The sequence below is a fragment of the Paenibacillus sp. YSY-4.3 genome (assembly GCF_054767475.1).
The window spans coordinates 24,736-43,320 of record NZ_BAABMC010000003.1 but is presented as its reverse complement, the minus strand read 5'-3'; the positions used below and the strand labels follow the sequence as shown (position 1 = coordinate 43,320).

Sequence of the window (18,585 nt, the reverse complement as noted above, 5' to 3'; positions counted from 1 at the left end):
AACAAGCAACGCCCCCGAGCTATATTCAAGCTCGGGGGTGTTAAATAATCCTTTTTATTTGATGGATGCTTCATAAATCTCTTCTATAGATTTGGACAGCATGGCGTCGAATTCATCGTCCGATTGCTCCGCGGTAAGTCCTTCGGCAAGGGCCCGGGAGAAGCTGGCGATCAATCCATAGTTATGCGCCAGTTTTTCGTTGGCTTCCTTTTGCGTGTAGCCGCCGGACAAAGCCACAATGCGTACAACGTGCGGATCTTCCATTAGATCGCTGTAGAAATTGTCTTCCGTTGGAATGGAAAGCTTAAGCATGATCTTTGCGTCTTGATCCAGGGCAGACAGTTGAGCGGAAATTTCATCCTTTAAAATGGTTTCCGAAGCTCTTTTATCTGCACTGTGAATATCGACTTCCGGTTCGATAATCGGAACCAGTCCTTTATTTATGATTTGCTTGCCAATGGTAAACTGTTGTTCAACGACTTTTTTGATACCGGCAGAATTGGCTTCCTTGATGATCGAACGCATTTTCGTTCCAAAAATGTTGCGCTTGACCGCCCGATCCAGCAGGTCGTCTAAGTTCGGGATGGGTTTCAAGAGTTGAACCCCGTCTTCCAGCTCAGCAAGGCCTTTATCGACTTTTAGAAAAGGTACAACGCCCTTTTCCTCCCATAGATAATCGGCCGTATGCTTCCCGTCAATCAATCGATCCATCGTATTCTCAAAAAGAATAGCCCCCAAGATGTACCGGGAGTCAAACGCACTGCTCTTGATAATGCGCGTTCTCATCTGGTGAACTAATTGATACATCTCTTCTTCATTAGAATAACTGTCCTCTTTAATCCCATATTGCAGGAGAGCCTTTGGAGTACTTCCTCCGCTTTGATCCAGGGCTGCTATAAAGCCCTTTCCCTTATGGATTCGCTCGAATTGCTGTGTGTTCATCAATGCTCCTCCTTCCGTGAAATGGACTGATGGAATTTTGATCTCTTCAATTATAACATTCCTGCTGCTGGCATTCCTAATCAGGCTATTTTCTTATTAGTTCAAAATTGTCAAAAGCCGCCCAGTTATTAGCGTTCGCATCCGTCCAAATGCCGATTTCGATTTGGCCGTTGGTGACCGGAATGTTATCGATCGTATACTTCGTATAGTCCGGTATCGGACTGCTTCCCATATTAGCAGCCATTTCAGGAGCGCCGAAGTTCTTAGCATACAGCCGCAGCACATTTTGCCCGCCGCCTGAGCGTACCCATACGCTAGCGGAATAGGTGCCGTTTGGCACCGTCAACAGCTGAGACGTTAATTGCTTGTAATTCGCGGAAGCCCAGTGGGTCAATTTGTAGCTTCCCTCCATTGGAAGGTCTGTATCCACTTTTTGCGCTGTTGATGAACCATCGTGCCACTCCGTCCATCCCGTAGAATCTCCTGACTCAAACCCTGCGTTTATCAAAAGATTAGGATTGTTTCTCACTAATTCAAAATTGTCAAAAGCCGCCCAGTTATTGGCGTTCGCATCCGTCCAAATACCGATTTCGATTTGGCCGTTGGTGATCGGGATGTTATCGATCGTATACTTCGTATAGTCCGGTATCGGGCTGCTTCCCATATCGGCAGTTAGTTCGGCAGCGCCGAAGTTTTTGGCAAATAGCCTTAAATTATTCTGTCCACCGCCTGAGCGAACCCATACGCTAGCAGAGTAGGAGCCGTTTGGCACGGTCAACAATTGAGACGTTAATTGCTTGTAATTAGCGGAAGCCCAGTGGGTCAATTTGTAGCTGCCCTCCATGGGGAGGTCCGTATCTACTTTTTGTGCTGTCGATGATCCATCATGCCAATCTGTCCATCCTGACGCATTCCCTGATTCAAAACCTGGATTAGTCAGGAGGTTATTGGGATTAGGATTAGGAACAGGACCGGGAACAGAAGGCTGTCCTCCACCGGAAATTCTCTTCGTCTTTTGGTCTTGATATAAGGATTGCGGCATCAAATCCGTTCCTGTGCCGATGCCTTCCACAAAATCCTGCGGTGCGGAGCGATCGGAAGGAGAGACCGCATAACTCACGCCGCTTGCTGATCCTCGTGTACCAATAACATAACCGTGGCCATATTGCATGGATTTTACAATGGCTGACTGGCCAGATTGATAAGCTGTTCCGTTGGTATTCCAGAATACGGACTGGGTAGTTGTCCATCCATGCTCAACCGTTCCATACGGCCGATATACCGCCTCGAGATAGTCTCCATTCATGGTCATATTATCAAATAAATTGGCCATCGCCAGATGCATGTGGAAATCCGAAGCGAGACGCGGATAATTTGATGTGCTGTTATGAATGACGTTTCCGCTCGTCCACATGCTCGACAAAGTGAAGCTGTGTCTGGCGTTGGTAGCTGTAGCATTTTGGATCAGATTATCGCTGCCCCGGAGTAAGTACATATATCCATTTCCGCCTTCGCCTTTATATTGCGGTTTTTGGAAGTGCGTATTCTGGATCGTAAGGGAACGGGATTGCATGATGGTCACACCGTAAGACAACAAGTGATAATCCCCGCTATTGGAACTCGGCTTGTAGGAGTTAACGTTGTCCAGCCAACTGTTCTTGGCATTTACGAACGTGATTGCTTTTGAGTCATGCACATCATAGGCTCCTGTACCGGACTTATTGTAATCCAGATCTCCCCAGCCTGAGCCCGTATGCTGCCTCATGCCAATGGAGAAGTTCTCGATCCCTACCTCTGAAATGGCTTCGCCTACCTTATAGACGCGCGCGCCATATCTGGTTTTGAGCGTATAGCGGATCGGGATGTCGACTGTAAGCGTGTTGGTAGAAGCGTCGATCCCGGTAATTTTTCGGTAGAACGTAGGTCCCATTAACGATGAATTCCATTTGCCAGTCATGCCGTGCTCCGCAATCCACGCATTGGTTGCATCGGAGCGCACGATGATAAATTCGTTGAGATTATACCCACTGATGCTGTTGACAGGGATTTTCACGGCTTCTGTCTGTATATCGCTGCGGATATAGGTAGCGGAATTGGTAGGTGAAAACCAGTCCGCATTATTGGACGGCGCCACACGGATGACTGATTTATTCCGCATACTTGTGGAATCATTGAAAATAAAAGTGGACGACTTACCCGCGCCGCGGAGCACGATATTGTTTTTATTAATGGTAAGCGCACTTGCGTTGTTTCCTTGCGGTTTAACCCGGTATGTACCTGCCGGTAAATACACAATGCCTCCGCCGGCGTTACCGGCCGCATTGATGGCGTTCTGAATCGCATTCGTGGAATCGGTCGCCCCGCTTGGGTCGGCCCCGTATTGGGTTACGACGTTATAAGTGGAGCCAGGCGGATTGGTAGGGATGCTTTTTTCGCCTCTCCAATAGCCTGCATAGGAAAAGTCATGAAGAAACCGGCCTTGCCCGTCTTTATACCCCGGAGTCCAATTTGCCGGATATAACGCGCTTCTCCAGGGTGCGGCTGCATTAGCATTGTCGGAAGTGAATGCAAAGGATGTCGTCAGCAAGGCCAACAGGCAAGTGTACGTCATTAGCTTATAAATCGCTTTCTTGATTGTCATTATTACCTCCATGTACATGAATGTTTTTAGGAACTTTGCCCTTGTGCAGTTTCACTTACGCTTGTCATCACCCCCTTCAAAGGCAAATTGTTAGCGCTTGCAAATCTAGTGAAGACTTAAAAGCGTTAATGAAATAGAATCCATAAATTCACATTATTCTAAAATATACCTTATTTATACAAAAAACAACTTTATTTTTATGAAAAATGCCAAAAAGGGTCGAAAAATAGGGGAGATGGGGCTCATCCTGCTGGAAAATAACGATCAGAAGAATTGATAGGGGTAATTGCAGGGATGGCGAACGCGCTAGATGAATCGAATGAAGTGGATAGAGTAAGATGGATAACCAAAATATAACACTAAAAGGAAATTGAATAAACACTCAGTTAATAAAACTGTTATAATATCTAGTTTTAATATATATATTTATTTTACATTTTATCTTCAAAAAGTAATATGTGAGTCTGTATTTAAAATGTACTTAACTAGAAAACTACATAGGATAGTCAAACAATAAAGATAAAGGAGAGAAAAATGAGGATAATACTAGCAACATGGAACAATTCCAAAAAAAAATGGTTAAGTGAAGGCCTTATTTCTTTAAATATTCCAATCTTAACGTTAAAAGATTATGAGAACGGCAATATATCTGATGTAGAGGAAACCGGCGATACCTGTGAGGCGAATGCTTTATTAAAAGCTCGAGCAGTACCTGGCGATGGTGAGTCAATAATTATTGGAGAAGATTCGGGCCTTTTTATTGAGGCTTTGGATGGCTTTCCAGGTGTTAAAACCGCAAGATGGATGGATGGTACGGATGATGTGAGAGCAGAGCAAATTTTAAACAAAATGAAAAATTGCAGCAATCGTAATGCCTACTTTCAAAGTGCACTTGCTGCTATTTTTCCCAATGGTGAATATATTACAGTGGAGGCTAAGCTGCACGGAAAGATAACACTTGAACAAAGGGGAAGCAGGGACTCAGGATATTCGCAAATTTTTGAGCTTTCCCATGGAAAAACTATTGCTGAAATAGAACCTAAAGAGTTCGAACGAAATGATCATAGAAGAACAGCTATCCAAAAACTGAGGAAGATTATTTTGGATTTGAATGTTATAACTCCAAAATAAAGCAAGATGGAGAAGGTGAATTTAATATGAAAAATAAAAATAGGGTGATTGGAATCGCTCTATTGACCGGGGTAGCTGTTCTTGGAGATGCTATGTTATTTGTTGTTCTCCCGATTTATTGGAGAGAATTTGGATTAAATGCAGTGTGGCAGATTGGTATTTTACTTTCGATCAATCGCTTTATTCGACTTCCAATTAACCCACTGGTGGGGTTGTTTTATAAGCATTTTCAATTAAGGACAGGTGTATTGTTAGCTTTAAGCATCGCTATCATCACAACAGCCTCCCACGGTTTATTGCATCAATTTTGGGTTTTGCTCATTATGCGTGCATGCTGGGGAGTGGGGTGGTCTCTTCTCCGTTTAGGCGGCTTTTTAAGTGTGGTAAGTATCAGCAATGATACGAATAGAGGGAGATACATCGGTCTTTATAATGGTTTATGGGGACTCGGCTCTTTATGTGGCATGTTATGTGGCGGGTTCCTTGTAGACCAGACCTCTATTTCATTTGTGACACTCCTATTTTCAATTATTGGTGTACTCTTTTTCCCGCTGGTGTGGTTCATGATTCCTTTACAAACCGAGTATAAAGAACAAGATTCATCACATTTAGCTGGAACCCGTGTAGTATCTTCTTATTTACTTCTTATCTTAATAACTGGAGGAAGTGTAGGCTTAATTATATTTGGTCTATTCTCTTCTACATTAAGCCCACTGATCGGACGTTCTTATACTAGTGAATGGAACATTTTCAGCCTAGTTATTGGAGCAGCAACCCTCACAGGGATAGTTCAAGCGATACGATGGGGCTGGGAACCTTTCATCGCCCCACTATTTGGGAGGATAATTGATTCCAGTCGCTCAAAATATCGCTTGTTGCTGCTTCCTTTATTTTTGGCCGGCTGTTTATTTATCCTGTTAGGGAGCCTTGAATCAATCGGTCTGCTTCTTATATTCTTACTGATATTCCAAATGAGCTCTACGTTACTAGTAACGGCTACCGATACGTTTGCTGCTAATGCAGCAGCACGTACAGACCGGATTAAAGCCATGACATTATATACTATCTTCGTTGATGTAGGGGCAGCTCTAGGACCGTTACTTTCGTATTTTATTATGAGCGTTTATGATGTTTCCACTGTTTATTTTATTGCAGGAGGATTCTTGCTTCTCATGTCTCTTGTTTGGTTCATATTTGCGAAATCTAATCCATATTTTATACAATCGAATCCTTGAAACAAAAGCAAAGTTACTAGACAGTTATCTAGGAGCATTACCCACAAACTTGTTTGATAAAATATAGCAATTAACCACACCAACCACCAAAGAGCTGCCTCCAAGGTCTTCAAACCTTGGAAGCAGCTCTTTTGCTTCCCCCCAAATCCCCTATAAAAAACACACAAAACTTCTTTTGTCAAGGTGTGGAAATTAAGGAATAAACCTTAAAAACGCCTCATTGTCTAGGTAGTGAAACAGGTATATGCTCAAAGATGTAACTGGAAGGATCAACCAAATCAAGAAAGGGGAATTGGTTTGAAAAGAACGATGAGAACGATTTCATTCATGCTGGTCTCAATCATGCTTACCGTATTGGTTGCGGCTTGTAATCAGGGTGGGGGCAAGGTCGATGTGGGGATTGTCCTGCCGACGAAGGATGAGCCCAGATGGGTTCAGGATGAGCAAAGATTTAAGGATGCTCTGAAAGGCACGGATTATTCGACGGAAATTCTGTTTAGCCAAGGATCGTCTGCGAAAGAGAAAGAAAACGTAGACTCCTTGATCGCCAAAGGCATCAAAGTGCTGATCATTTGCCCGCAAGACGGCGACGCAGCCGCTGCTGCGGTGGAATCCGCCAAGAAAGCGGGAGTTAAAGTCATCTCCTATGACCGTCTAATTACGAACACGGATGCGGTAGATTACTATGTCACGTTCGATAGTGTCGCTGTTGGCAAGGCGCAGGCTCAATACTTAGTCGATCATGCTAAAGGCAACGGTCAACCGCTGTACCTTTACGCAGGAGCTGCTTCCGACAACAATGCTTTCCTGTTCTTCCAGGGGGCATGGGAAGTGCTGCAGCCTAAGGTGGCGGACGGTACGTTCAAAATCGCTAATTCCAGCGAAGCCGTTACCCTCCAAAGCACGGCGGAGCTATCCCGCGACCAGATGAGTAAAATCATCGGCCAGGTCACGACGAACTGGGACCCGAACGAAGCTAAGAACAAAGCGCAAACCCATTTAACCGCGGCAGCCGCCGGAGATAAGGGAGATGTCGCTATTCTGGCTCCAAATGACGGTACAGCCCGTTCGATTGCGGACGTATTTGCTTCCGACAGTGCGATCGCGAGCTTCGTGGTAACTGGTCAGGATGCGGAGAAAGCATCGATCCAATACATTATCGACGGCAAGCAATCGATGACGGTATTCAAAGATGTCCGTACGTTGGTCAAAGATGCGATGGGCATGGCTGTAACGCTTCTGGACGGCGGATCGCCGGAAACGACCGGATCTTATAATAACGGCAAAATAGACGTAAACGCCAAGCAAACCGACGTCATCGTCGTAGACAAAGGCAATGTGCAGGCCGAGCTCATTGATTCGAAATATTATGAGGCCAAAGAATTTACGGGACTGTAATCCTTAATTAACTATACCAAGCAGGAATAGTGATAGAGCTGTCTATCACTATTCCTCATGCTGTTAGTGTTTGTAATTCTACCAGTAGGAGTGCGGATGCGATGAGTGAATACTTGCTAGAGATGAACGGCATCTCCAAGGAGTTTACGGGTGTAAAGGCGCTGAGCAACGTGAATTTTAAGGTGCGCAAAGGCGAGATCCACTGTCTTATCGGGGAGAATGGCGCTGGCAAATCGACGCTGATGAAGGTACTTAGCGGGGTATATCCGCACGGTACATATTCAGGGGATATCGTCTTTGAAGGCCAGGTCCAGAGCTACGCCAACATTAACGACAGTGTGAGAGCCGGTATCGCGATCATTTATCAGGAGCTGGCGTTGTTTCCCGATCTGACGGTTTATGAAAATATTTTTGCCGGCAATGAAGTGGAGCGAAGAGGGGTCGTGGACTGGAACCAGACGATTATGCGTGCGAAGGAAATGCTCCGCAAGGTGAAGCTGAGCGTGAACCCGGAGACGCTGATCAAGGATTTAGGCGTGGGTAAGCAGCAGCTGGTGGAAATCGCGAAGGCGCTGAGCAAAGACGTGAAGCTGCTCATACTGGATGAACCGACGGCGGCGCTCAATGAGAATGATAGCGACAACCTGCTCAAGCTGCTGCGCGAATTGAAGGAGCAAGGGATCACCTGCATCATGATTTCCCACAAGCTGAAGGAAGTGATTGAGATCGCGGATAAGGTCACCGTGCTGCGCGATGGCCAGACGATCGTCACCCTGGATGCGTCCAAGGACGAAATTGCGGAGAACGTCATCATTAAGAGCATGGTTGGCCGGGAAATTGATGATATTTATCCGAAAAGAACGGATAGACAATTTGGCAGCCGAATTCTCGAAGTGCGCGGCTGGACTGCTTATGATCCGAATCTCGGCCGCGAAGTCGTGAAGGAGGTTGATCTTCATGTGCGAAAAGGGGAAATCGTTGGCATCGCCGGCTTGATGGGCTCGGGGCGAACGGAGCTGGCGCAGAGTATTTTTGGCAACCCAAAAGCTTATAAGCTGCAAGGCGAGCTGTGGGTAGAAGGAGCCAAGACAGCATTCCGCCATCCGAAGGATGCGATAAAAGCGGGGATAGCTTATGTGACGGAGGATCGCAAGGGGGACGGGTTGTTTCTGCTTCAGGACATCAAGCAAAATATTTCCGCAGCGAATGTACATTCCATCTCTGAGCGGGGCGTCATTAACAACAATGAGGAAGTGAAAATCGCCGGCAGCTACAAGCAGTCCCTTAATATTAAAGCTCCATCCGTCGAGCAGTTGGTCGGGAACTTAAGCGGCGGCAATCAGCAGAAGGTGTCGCTAGGCAAATGGCTGTTTGTGCAGCCGAGCCTGCTGATCCTCGATGAACCTACAAGGGGCATCGACGTGGGCGCCAAGTTCGAGATTTATACGATCATGAACAAGTTGATCAGCCAGGGGCTTAGCATCCTTATGATCTCATCCGAACTGACGGAAATATTGGGCATGAGCGACCGCATCTATGTGATGGCGGAAGGAAGAATTAAGGGCGAGCTGCCCATTGAAGATGCGGATCAAGAAAAAATCATGAAGCTTGCTACGTAATAGGAGGAAGACCGGTGAAATTATTAGGCGAAGCAAGATCGTTGGTAAAGGCGAATATACGGGACTACGGGATGTATATCGCATTGATCATCATTATGCTGACGTTCTCGATTTTGACGAACGGACTGTTCATGTCGTCCCGCAACATCAGCAATCTGATCGATGCTACAGGCTATATAGCTGTATTGGCGGTGGGAATGACGCTTGTTATCGTCATTAGGCATATTGATTTATCCGTGGGCTTTGCGGCGGGCTTTCTAGGTGCGATTGCCGCTATTTTGCTAACCCAGATGGGAATACCTTTCTATCTCACCATTCCTGTCATTTTGGGGCTAGGTATTGTCGTAGGCTTGTTCAATGGCTTTCTCGTGGCGCAAATCGGCATTCCCTCGTTTGTTGCTTCCCTGGCGGGCATGCTCATCTTTCGGGGGGCGCTGCTGCGGGTCACGGAGAAGAGCGGAACGATCATCGTCAAGGATGAGCACTTCAATGCGATCGGCAACGGGTTTGTGCCTGCGATTGCTTATGTGAACGGACTGAATTTGTTCTCGCTGATCTTAGGATTTCTCATCATCGTTTTTTATATTTACAGTGAAGTCTCCAAGCGCCGGAATAAACTCAAATACAATTTTGAAGTCATTTCGGGACCGATGTTTACGATCAAGGTGGTGTTTATTTCTGCGATTATCGCTTACATCACTTGGATTCTGGCCGGTTATAACGGATTTTCGTGGACAGTCATCATCATGCTGCTGGTGGTCGCGGTCTATCATTTTTTAACGACCAAAACGGTGCTCGGACGTCATATTTACGCCGTCGGCAGCAATCCGGAAGCAGCGAACTTAAGCGGCATTAGCGTCAAAAAGATTACGTACATCGTCTTCGGTTCCATGGGGATGCTGTCCGCATTGTCGGGTATTTTGTTTACGGCCCGTCTCCAATCGGCGACGACGACAGCGGGAACACTGTTCGAGCTCGATGCGATTGCGGCGGCTTACGTCGGCGGCGTATCGGCGGCCGGGGGCGTAGGCAAGGTCACGGGTTCGATCATTGGAGCCATCGTTATGGCATCGCTTTCTAGCGGCATGAATCTGCTTGGTGTCGGCATTTCCTATCAATATATGATTCGTGGAGCTGTGCTGGCGATTGCGGTTGTCTTCGACGTGATGACGCGTAAAAAGAGAGCTTAAGGCCAGTGAGGCGAGCGGCCTGATTCCGAAATAGCGCTGGATAAAATGGGATCAGGCCGCATTGAACATAGATCGCATTATTTTTTTGTCTACTTACTTACTTAATATTCATAAAATTCAAATATTTAGAGAGAAATGGACGATATATATGGAAGGAGGTGGTTCATTTGATTGCCTGATAGATTATATCACTTTATTTATCATTGATGGGTAAAAATGTTGATTAATGATGAAATTAGGGTGATGCGGACGAATCTTTAATCTTCATGAACGAAACCGGTTCCGGTGGCTTTGGAACAATGAATTGCAATATTACTTCAAATAGAATGAATCTACATGGGAGGCCCTAATTCATGAATAGAAAAAAACTGTTATTACTGCTATTGAGCCTATCCTTGCTTTTTAACTTTTCTGCGATTATAACGCCGTCTGAGGCGGCTCCGGGAGATCCAGGACGGATTGAAGCCGAGGACTTTATCGACATGAGCGGCATCGAGTTGGAAGCCAGCTCAGAAGGCGGATTTCATATAGCTTATGTTGATGCCGGGGACTGGATGGATTACAGCGTCAATGTGGAAAATGCCGGAAGCTATTTAGTCGAATTCCGCGTTTCCAGCCCCTATGATGGAACCCAGCTGCAGCTCCAGAAGGGTGGACAGGTGCTAGCCACGTTAACGATCCCGAATACGGGTGGCTGGCAGAACTGGGAGACAGTGTCGGCAAATGTTCAGCTGCCTGCGGGCAGCCAGACTTTGAGAGTGTATGCCGTAACCAACGGCTGGAACTTGAACTGGCTGGACTTCAGCTTCAGCACCGCGCAAGGAGAGATCAGCATCCCAGTGACGGGCCCGTATGCCCAGTACTTGGAGATGGGACTGAGCCCGGCGGATTTGAACAATGTGACTACATTAAAAACACAGAATACGAGCGTGAATCACACCCTGAAATATAACACCGGAACGACGGTGACTCTGGGTGTAAACTATATGGTGGAACAGAAGCAGGTGCTGTTCAAAACAACCGATGAGAACGGCAATCCGCTGCAAGGAAATCCGCTTACCTTTACGGTGCATTCAGGCACTGCCGTACAGGTGGATATTATCGACAAGGCGGTCGCGGCAACGCCGGTGTTTACGCCTAGCGGCGGCATTTACGCTTCGGCCCAGAACGTAACGATTACAACGGCAACCTCTGGGGCGACGATCAAGTATACGACGGATGGCTCCACGCCTTCTTCAACATCACCGACGTATACCGGACCGATTTCCGTGACGGCCACGACGACGATCAAAGCGATCGCCACCAAGGCTGACTTGGCGGATTCCGCAGTGGCTTCCGCAACATATACGATAGGCTCCGATTCCGGTGCAAGCAACTTGGCGCTGAACAAGCCAGCGATGGCATCCAGCAGCATCGCCGGGAATGTTGCGGGCGCTGCATTTGATGGCAACAGCGGGACGCGCTGGGAGTCGGAATTCAGTGATCCCCAGTGGATCTACGTAGATCTCGGCGCAAATAATACGGTGACCGGGGTAAGGCTGCATTGGGAGACGGCAAGCGCCAGATCGTATACAATCCAGGTCTCCACAGACGCATCCGACTGGACGGATGCGTACACCCAAGCTTACGGGACGGGAAATACCGAAGACATTACCTTTGATCCTGTAACCGCCAGATATGTACGGATGCATGGGACAGAGCGGACTACGGATTACGGCTATTCGCTGTGGGAATTCGAAGTATTTGGCCAAACGACGCCGTTGCCGCCCAAAGCATCTGCCCCTGTGTTCACTCCAGCACCAGGCACTTACACGTCAGCGCAAAGCGTAACACTGACAAGCACCACGGCGGGAGCAACGATTAAATATACGACGGACGGCTCCACACCGACCCAGGCTTCCGCAACTTATACCGGACCGATTCAGGTTCCGGTCACGACGACGATCAAGGCGATGGCCATCAAGGCCGATATGACCAATTCGGATATTGCAACAGGTACCTATACCATTACGGCGTTCAAAGTGGTATCGCCAGTGAACGGCCAAATGGTGACGACGACCCGCACGCCGACTTTGACTTGGGAGCCCAAGGCTGGGGCTGCGAAATACGAAGTATGGGTGAACCTGACCAGAAACGACTATGATTGGAATGCCTCGGGGAATTTGCTCGACCGGTATACGAAGGTAGCCGAAGTGACGGGTACCCAAGTGAATGCTCCATCATTGGTAGACCGCTGGACGTATAAATGGTACGTAGTGGCTGTGGATGGAAGCGGCAATAAGAGCCAGTCCGACATTGGGCAGTTCAGCGTGTATCTTCCCTACATTGAGCAAGTGGATGACGGTGTAAATATGATTAACGGCAGCCGGGATTTGAATAAAAACGGCACCATCGAGCCTTACGAGGACTGGCGCAATCCGATTTCCGTACGCTTGGACGACTTAATGTCGCGGATGACGACGGAGGAGAAAATCAACCAGTTGTTCTTCTCACCTGAATCACTCGATGGACTGAATGAGAAAGCAGGATATGTGTTCTCTTACGGCACGACCAATTTCATGACGGATGCGCAAATCAAAGTCTCGCGTACGCAGCGGCTGGGGATTCCGATTGCTTTTACCGGAGATAAAATCCATGGCTGGAAGACGGTCTTCCCGACCGGGTTAGGCCTTGCGGCTACCCGCAATCTCGACCTTGCCTGGCAAGTTGGCGACCTGCAGCGCCGCGAGCAAAAAGCTTGGGGCTTCACGGGAACGCTGTCGCCTGTGGCCGAAGTGAACACGAAGGTTCTCTATCCTCGCGTTCAGGAAGGAACGGGTGAGAATGCCGATTATTCCGCGGCGATGATGCGCGCGATGATAGCCGGCATGCAGGGCGGCCCGGAGGTGAACCCGAAATCGATTATGATCACCGTCAAGCACTGGCCAAGCCAAGGCGCTGGCGGGGAGCAGACGGTAGTATATGATAGCACAACGATCAAATGGCATATGAAACCGTGGTATGCCGCAATGGATGCGAACCCGGGAACGGTCATGCCTGGCTATGGCTCAGCGCCATTCCTTGATCCGAGCAGCGAAGGGGCAGGCGTCAGCAAACCGACCTTGGACTATTTGCGGAATGTGATCGGCTTCAAGGGGGTAGTCATGACGGATTGGCTGGCCTCGGCCACCGACATTTCCGTGCGAAGCATTCGCGCAGGCAGCGACGTTATGGGCGGAGCCGTGGCTTCGGGCACGGATTTCAATACGCTTGTCAACGCAGTAGGAATGACGCGAATTGATGAAGCGACACGCAGAGTGCTGGAGCTGAAATTCAAACTGGGCCTGTTCGAGAATCCATACGGCGACCCGGACTACCCGACCACGATTTGGCACAGCGCCGAAAGCAACAACATCGTCAATGAAGCGGCTCGTCAATCGCTGACCTTGCTCAAGAACAACGGTGTTCTTCCGTTAAAGGTAAATAACGGAGATACTCTTGTCGTAGCAGGACCGCGGGCAACGAGCGATGATTTCGCGACCGACAATATTTCGAACGTCATTTGGCAGTCGATCTACCATGACAATCCTCAGGCCAAATCTTACTATCAAGGCATCAAAGACCGGGCGGGAACAGGCGTCAACGTCGTGCTGAATGATGCGGCGCAGGCGAAAGCAGCCATCGTCGTGATCGGGGAGAAGAGCTATACCCACGGCACGGAATGGCCGGATAAGCAGCCAACCATCCCTGCGGACCAAATCGCCGAAATCGATAAATTCCACAGCCGCGGCATTCCGGTCATCGCTGTCGTCGTCATGCCAAGACCTTATGTCTTGACGGATATTCTCGACAAATGCGCGGCCGTCGTCGTCGTTTACCGTCCGGGGAACGGCGGGGGCACGGCAACCTCGGAGCTGTTGTTCGGCGACTACTTGCCGAAAGGCAAGCTTCCGTTCCAGCTTCCGCGCTCTGTCGATCAGATCGGAACGGATAACGTGAACAATCAGCTGGAGAAATGGGATCTGCCTTATGACCTCGGGGCAACCGAAGCCGAACGCGCCCAAATTCGCAGCTACATCAACAACAACCAGCAGGTGCCGACCGACTTTGGTGATCCTCTTTTCCCCTATGGATATGGATTGCAAAACTTTAATCCTTCACGATAAGTTAAAATTAGGACGTCGAGAATTCATTCTCGGCGTCTTCTCATTGGCAAGAAAGTAATCGATTAACGGCACGCATGACGATCGAATTTCGAATGCCTTATTTAGGGAAAAATAAAAAACGCCCACACTCGAGCGTTTCAATGAACATTAAAGTTGAACAGCTTCAAAGTTATTTTCTGTTATCAAAGGTTTGATCTTATTGGCGATTTTATTAACCTTCCAGTTAATTCTACCACCGTTAAACATTAATGTAGATATTCCGCCGAATGAATTTGAATAGTTAATGTTTAAATAATATTCAGCTTTTCCCCTTACTATCTCCCCTAGTGTTATGATTTGAGTCATTTCTATATCTGTTTTTACTTCTACCGCTCTAATCTGATGAATTGCCAGATTAAATGTTGTGCCGCCACCTACAACAGTAAGGTTGTCTTTGGTTAAATAAAGATCACAATACGTATATTGGGTAATCGGAAGACCTGCAACATGGTGAAGTTTCGTTGATACAATAAGACCCAGTTTCTTTAATTCCATTTTCTTTGCTTGTCTAGCAAGAGCTGCTTTTGATTTTCCCTTTACAAGAAGCCCGCCCACAAAAAAAACAACCGCAATAATGATAAAAATACCGCCGTCTTCAAGTTCGGGAATCAACACATCAAGCATAAATAATATGAAGAATATAGCAGCAATAATAAATAATATCGTTGCACTAATAACTCTAAGAGCTTTCATCTTTCTTCTCCCCCAGCAGGTAATATTACCCATAATATTAACATAATTTACGGGAGTATATTACTATTGATTTATTTTTCTAGATGTACATTGGAATCATATTGGGAATCATGTGCTTTTTGATGAAATTTATGTTCATGAATTAGAGAAAGATTGGTTATTGAGAGGAATACCAGGTTTGACTGTTGAGGTTATTCGTAGAGATGACGAATCTTCCTAACTTTCATCCAAGGAAGACTAAACATCCTTTCGAACGTCTTTCGGCAGTCGATCTACCATGACAATCCTCAGGCCAAATCTTACTATCAAGGCATTTGGAAACCCGCTGTTCCCATACGGGTACGGCTTGCAGAACTTTAACCCTTCACCATAGGTGGAGTGGGGATAAGCCGGCTTAGGGAGATAAGACAACATAGATTGAGGTAAAACATATTAATGATGATAGAACGCAACAAGTGGAAGTAACAATAGGGCACCATAAGTTGGCGAAGACGCTGAGATCGAATTCTCGGCGTCTTCTTTTTGGCTAGATGATGATATAATATGTGTGACATGACGTATTTTGGTAAAAAAGGGGACAGACCTGAATTGAGAATGCAAACAAGGCAATTAGTACGTGTCTATAAGGCGGGCCTCGTTATCATTTTGCTCATAGTTATTTCTGCATTGCTCGGCTCAAACGACAGGAAAGTCCAGGATGTTTTTATTCCGTATCTATCCCAGGAGAAATACGCCTTCTCGCTGCTGATCCTGGCGGAGGAGACCGACTATATCAACCAAACTTACATACTCAACGAGATGGTACGCGAGTACCCTGGCTATTTCAATCAAGCAGGGGTATTAACCATAGACTCGGGTGAGGGCAAGCAAATTCGCGATGAAGTGGACATCCGCCAAGTTCCGGCCTATATTTTGCTGGATCATACCCAGGTTATCCTTGTCGAACATGATCTGGAGGCATTTAGAAGCGAATCCACGCAAATGATAGAAGAGAGGCGGCTTTCCCGCTAACCGTAACAGGACACGATCGGCTTAGTCTGAGACTAAGAGGTCGTGTTTTTTTTGCTCGGGTGCTTCTCATTTCACGCTGACTATCTGCTTACGGACCATTGTTCCGCTATTTCATCCTATTGGGCTAGAAACAGGTGTTATTTGAGTAAATAAGGTCTTCTGTGTCCGATAGCTCGTGAAAAATCGGGAAATTGCGCGAATAACGCATCTGCTGTCCGTTAAGGAATGCAGCCCGCCGTCATTTGTTCATTAGTTCAATTCTAGAGACTATTAGCAGCTATAACTGCACTAGTCTCTTTTTCTATTTCGGAGATAGCAGATAGAGGATCGGGCAAGAGCTATCCAAATTACAATCTTTAAAGGGAAAATATTCAAGAAAATAGCGTTTTCTTCCGATAACAATAGAAAGTCTCAAAATTTTTTAAATTCGGAAGGAGCGAAGATTTGTGAAGCATTTGGATGAAACGATGATAGCCATGCTGCAAAGGCAGCAAGCTCAGCAGGCACAGGAGAATGCGGCGGCCGGGAAGACTTGGCAGGATTTTGCCGAGGTGAAGCTGGATCAGCCGTTTGTGCAGGTTGGGCGGGAGACGCTGTCTTTTCAGCGATACTCTTTGTTCGAAGATCAGTTGTCTTTGGTTATGCCCAGCATGTTCAAGCCGATGACCCCGCAAATGGCAGCTTTGAAGTACCCGTCAGAACGCAGGCCCCAGTTGATCTACACCAATGCGCTTAGCACAATTAATGTCGCCTTCAACCATACTGCGACTCCGGTGCGGGGCAGGGAGATTGAGGAATTCACGCAAGGCATCACACAGATTCTCCGCCGGACGCAAAAAATACTCAAGTGGTACGAAGACGGCGTCGTACAGGCGCCTGAAGCAACCGTCGGTTATTGCGAGTTCGTCACGCCGGTGATGAATGGGAGCATTTATAACTTCATGTTTTTCCTGTCCCTCGAAGGACGGGCGCTGATGTGCACCTTCAACTGTCTGGACCAAGAGATGAACGATTGGAGGCCGGTTGCCAAGAGCATGATGGCATCCCTGCGCATGTCGGACGCAGATGCTTCGGCTGAGCTTCGAGAATCGAGACCGGGAGGTGCAGAAGCATGACGGAGGCCGCGCTTACTTACGATAGTCTGGTAGTCAGCCCGTTTGAGCTGGTGAATTTGCTGGAGCTGACGATTGCGAAGAAAGTGAATGATCACGCTTGTTTGAAATTTACGGGCATCGTGTCTGAGGAGGTAAAGGACAGCTATGTGCTCATGTGTGATGCCAGAACCACCGTAAAAATTAGCCAGCGCAACGAACAAGGCACACTGTCCCCGCTATTCTGCGGCATTGTGCGGAATATTGCCGTGAAGGCCGTTCGGGGCGTGTACCATTTGGAAGTCGAAGCGGTGTCGCATACTTTTGAGCTGGATGTGAAAAAAAGAAGCCGTTCCTTTCAGAATAAAAGCATGACGTATCCCGACCTGCTGAACACCGTCAAAGCGCCTTATCCCGGCATTGATATTATCGACGAGGCTACCGGAGGCGGGGCAATCGGCCGGTTGACAATGCAGTACTTGGAGACGGATTGGCAGTTTCTGACCCGGTTGGCCTCGCGGCTGCGTACCGTGCTGATTCCCTCGGTCGTCTTTGACGAACCCAAGTTCTTCTTCGGCTTGCCGGATGGCAGCATCAAAGGAGCTATTAAGGAGAGCCACTATCAAATTACGAAGCGGATGGACCCGTATCGTCACACGACGCAGAACACAAGCGCCAAGGTCCAGGAGAACGACTATATCTATTACGAAGTAGAGTCGGAGCGGGTGTTCCAACTCGGGGACACCGTACAGTTCAAAGGGTCCCTGCTGTATGTTATTGGGGCATTTACCGAAATGAAGCAAGGTCAGCTGACGCACCTCTATACTTTAAGCTCCCGGGAGGGTCTGCGGCCGAATCCTTTTTACAATGATCAAATTATCGGCGTCTCGATTCAGGGCCAAGTCATTGCCGTACAGAAGGATACGGTCAAAGTTCACTTAGCGATCGATGATGCTCAGCAGGCCAGCGATGCGCATTGCTTTCCGTATGCCTCGGTATATACGGCCGAAGGGAACAGCGGCTGGTATTGCATGCCTGAGGTCGGCGACCATGTGCGCGTCTATTTTCCCGGCAACCGGGAGGAGGAGGGCGTGGCCAGCAGCTCGGTACGGCAAAATTCCGACGAAGGCGAGACGAACAAGCTGGGCAACCCGGATCATAAATATTTCCGGACAGCCGCTGGCAAGGAGCTGATGATGACGCCGGAGGAAGTGGTTATCACGGGGAAGGACGGCGAAATATTCATTCGCCTGAGCGAAAGCGGCGGCATCGAGATATCCAGCAGCAAGGAAATTAAGCTGGTCGCGAAAGAGGACATTCTGATGAATGCCGAGCAGAACATCACGATATCGGCTAAGGATAAAATTACGCTGACGAGCAGCGAGACGAGTACCATCGAAATGGACGGGCGCACGGTCATCTCGGGTCTGGAGCTGAAGACGAATTAAAC

Annotated in this window: 12 protein-coding genes; 9 read left to right on the top strand and 3 right to left on the bottom strand. The window is 47.7% G+C overall.

Annotated elements, in window-relative coordinates; genetic code table 11:
- Positions 1–54 precede the first annotated feature (54 nt).
- Together ACYUJT_RS10920 and ACYUJT_RS10915 are read right to left on the bottom strand one after the other, a co-directional pair.
- Positions 55–942: a fructose bisphosphate aldolase gene (locus tag ACYUJT_RS10920; protein ID WP_460321707.1), complete on the bottom strand. Its 888-nt coding sequence runs from the start codon at positions 940–942 to the stop codon at positions 55–57.
- A gap of 85 nt (positions 943–1,027) precedes the next feature.
- A complete protein-coding gene (locus ACYUJT_RS10915; RefSeq protein ID WP_460321704.1) occupies positions 1,028–3,583 on the bottom strand; it encodes a glycosyl hydrolase family 28-related protein in 2,556 nt (851 codons plus the stop codon).
- Positions 3,584–4,117: 534 nt separating this feature from the next.
- Here ACYUJT_RS10915 and ACYUJT_RS10910 point away from each other — a divergent pair.
- The 6 genes from ACYUJT_RS10910 (at position 4,118) to ACYUJT_RS10885 (ending at position 14,301) form a co-directional block, all read left to right on the top strand.
- Positions 4,118–4,714 carry a non-canonical purine NTP pyrophosphatase gene (locus ACYUJT_RS10910; RefSeq protein ID WP_460321702.1) on the top strand — a complete coding sequence of 199 codons (597 nt, stop codon included), beginning with the start codon at positions 4,118–4,120 and terminating at the stop codon, positions 4,712–4,714.
- A 26-nt stretch (positions 4,715–4,740) separates the two neighbouring features.
- Positions 4,741–5,949: an MFS transporter gene (locus ACYUJT_RS10905; RefSeq protein ID WP_460321699.1), complete on the top strand. Its 1,209-nt coding sequence runs from the start codon at positions 4,741–4,743 to the stop codon at positions 5,947–5,949.
- 327 nt (positions 5,950–6,276) lie between these two features.
- Positions 6,277–7,347 carry a sugar ABC transporter substrate-binding protein gene (locus ACYUJT_RS10900; RefSeq protein ID WP_460323262.1) on the top strand — a complete coding sequence of 357 codons (1,071 nt, stop codon included), beginning with the start codon at positions 6,277–6,279 and terminating at the stop codon, positions 7,345–7,347.
- Positions 7,348–7,448: 101 nt separating this feature from the next.
- On the top strand, positions 7,449–8,966 hold the full coding sequence (locus ACYUJT_RS10895; RefSeq protein WP_460321697.1) for an ATP-binding cassette domain-containing protein: 1,518 nt from the start codon (positions 7,449–7,451) through the stop codon (positions 8,964–8,966).
- Positions 8,967–9,037: 71 nt separating this feature from the next.
- The gene (locus tag ACYUJT_RS10890) at positions 9,038–10,156 is read left to right on the top strand and encodes a sugar ABC transporter permease (RefSeq protein WP_460323260.1); all 1,119 of its coding nucleotides are present in this window, start codon (positions 9,038–9,040) and stop codon (positions 10,154–10,156) included.
- Between the two features lie 353 nt (positions 10,157–10,509).
- A complete protein-coding gene (locus tag ACYUJT_RS10885) occupies positions 10,510–14,301 on the top strand; it encodes a chitobiase/beta-hexosaminidase C-terminal domain-containing protein (protein WP_460321694.1) in 3,792 nt (1,263 codons plus the stop codon).
- 147 nt (positions 14,302–14,448) lie between these two features.
- Here ACYUJT_RS10885 and ACYUJT_RS10880 read toward each other — a convergent pair whose 3' ends face one another.
- Entirely contained in the window at positions 14,449–15,033 is a 585-nt protein-coding gene (locus ACYUJT_RS10880; RefSeq protein ID WP_460321691.1) for a hypothetical protein, read from the bottom strand.
- A 588-nt stretch (positions 15,034–15,621) separates the two neighbouring features.
- On the opposite strand from ACYUJT_RS10880, the gene ACYUJT_RS10875 reads away from it, so the two are divergent.
- From ACYUJT_RS10875 to ACYUJT_RS10865, 3 genes are all read left to right on the top strand, one after another.
- Positions 15,622–16,044, top strand: a complete 423-nt coding sequence (locus tag ACYUJT_RS10875) for a hypothetical protein (RefSeq protein ID WP_460321688.1) — start codon at positions 15,622–15,624, stop codon at positions 16,042–16,044.
- A gap of 446 nt (positions 16,045–16,490) precedes the next feature.
- Entirely contained in the window at positions 16,491–17,159 is a 669-nt protein-coding gene (locus tag ACYUJT_RS10870; protein WP_460321685.1) for a hypothetical protein, read from the top strand.
- Entirely contained in the window at positions 17,156–18,583 is a 1,428-nt protein-coding gene (locus ACYUJT_RS10865; protein WP_460321683.1) for a contractile injection system protein, VgrG/Pvc8 family, read from the top strand. Before ACYUJT_RS10870 ends, ACYUJT_RS10865 begins: the two co-directional genes overlap by 4 nt.
- Positions 18,584–18,585 lie beyond the last annotated feature (2 nt).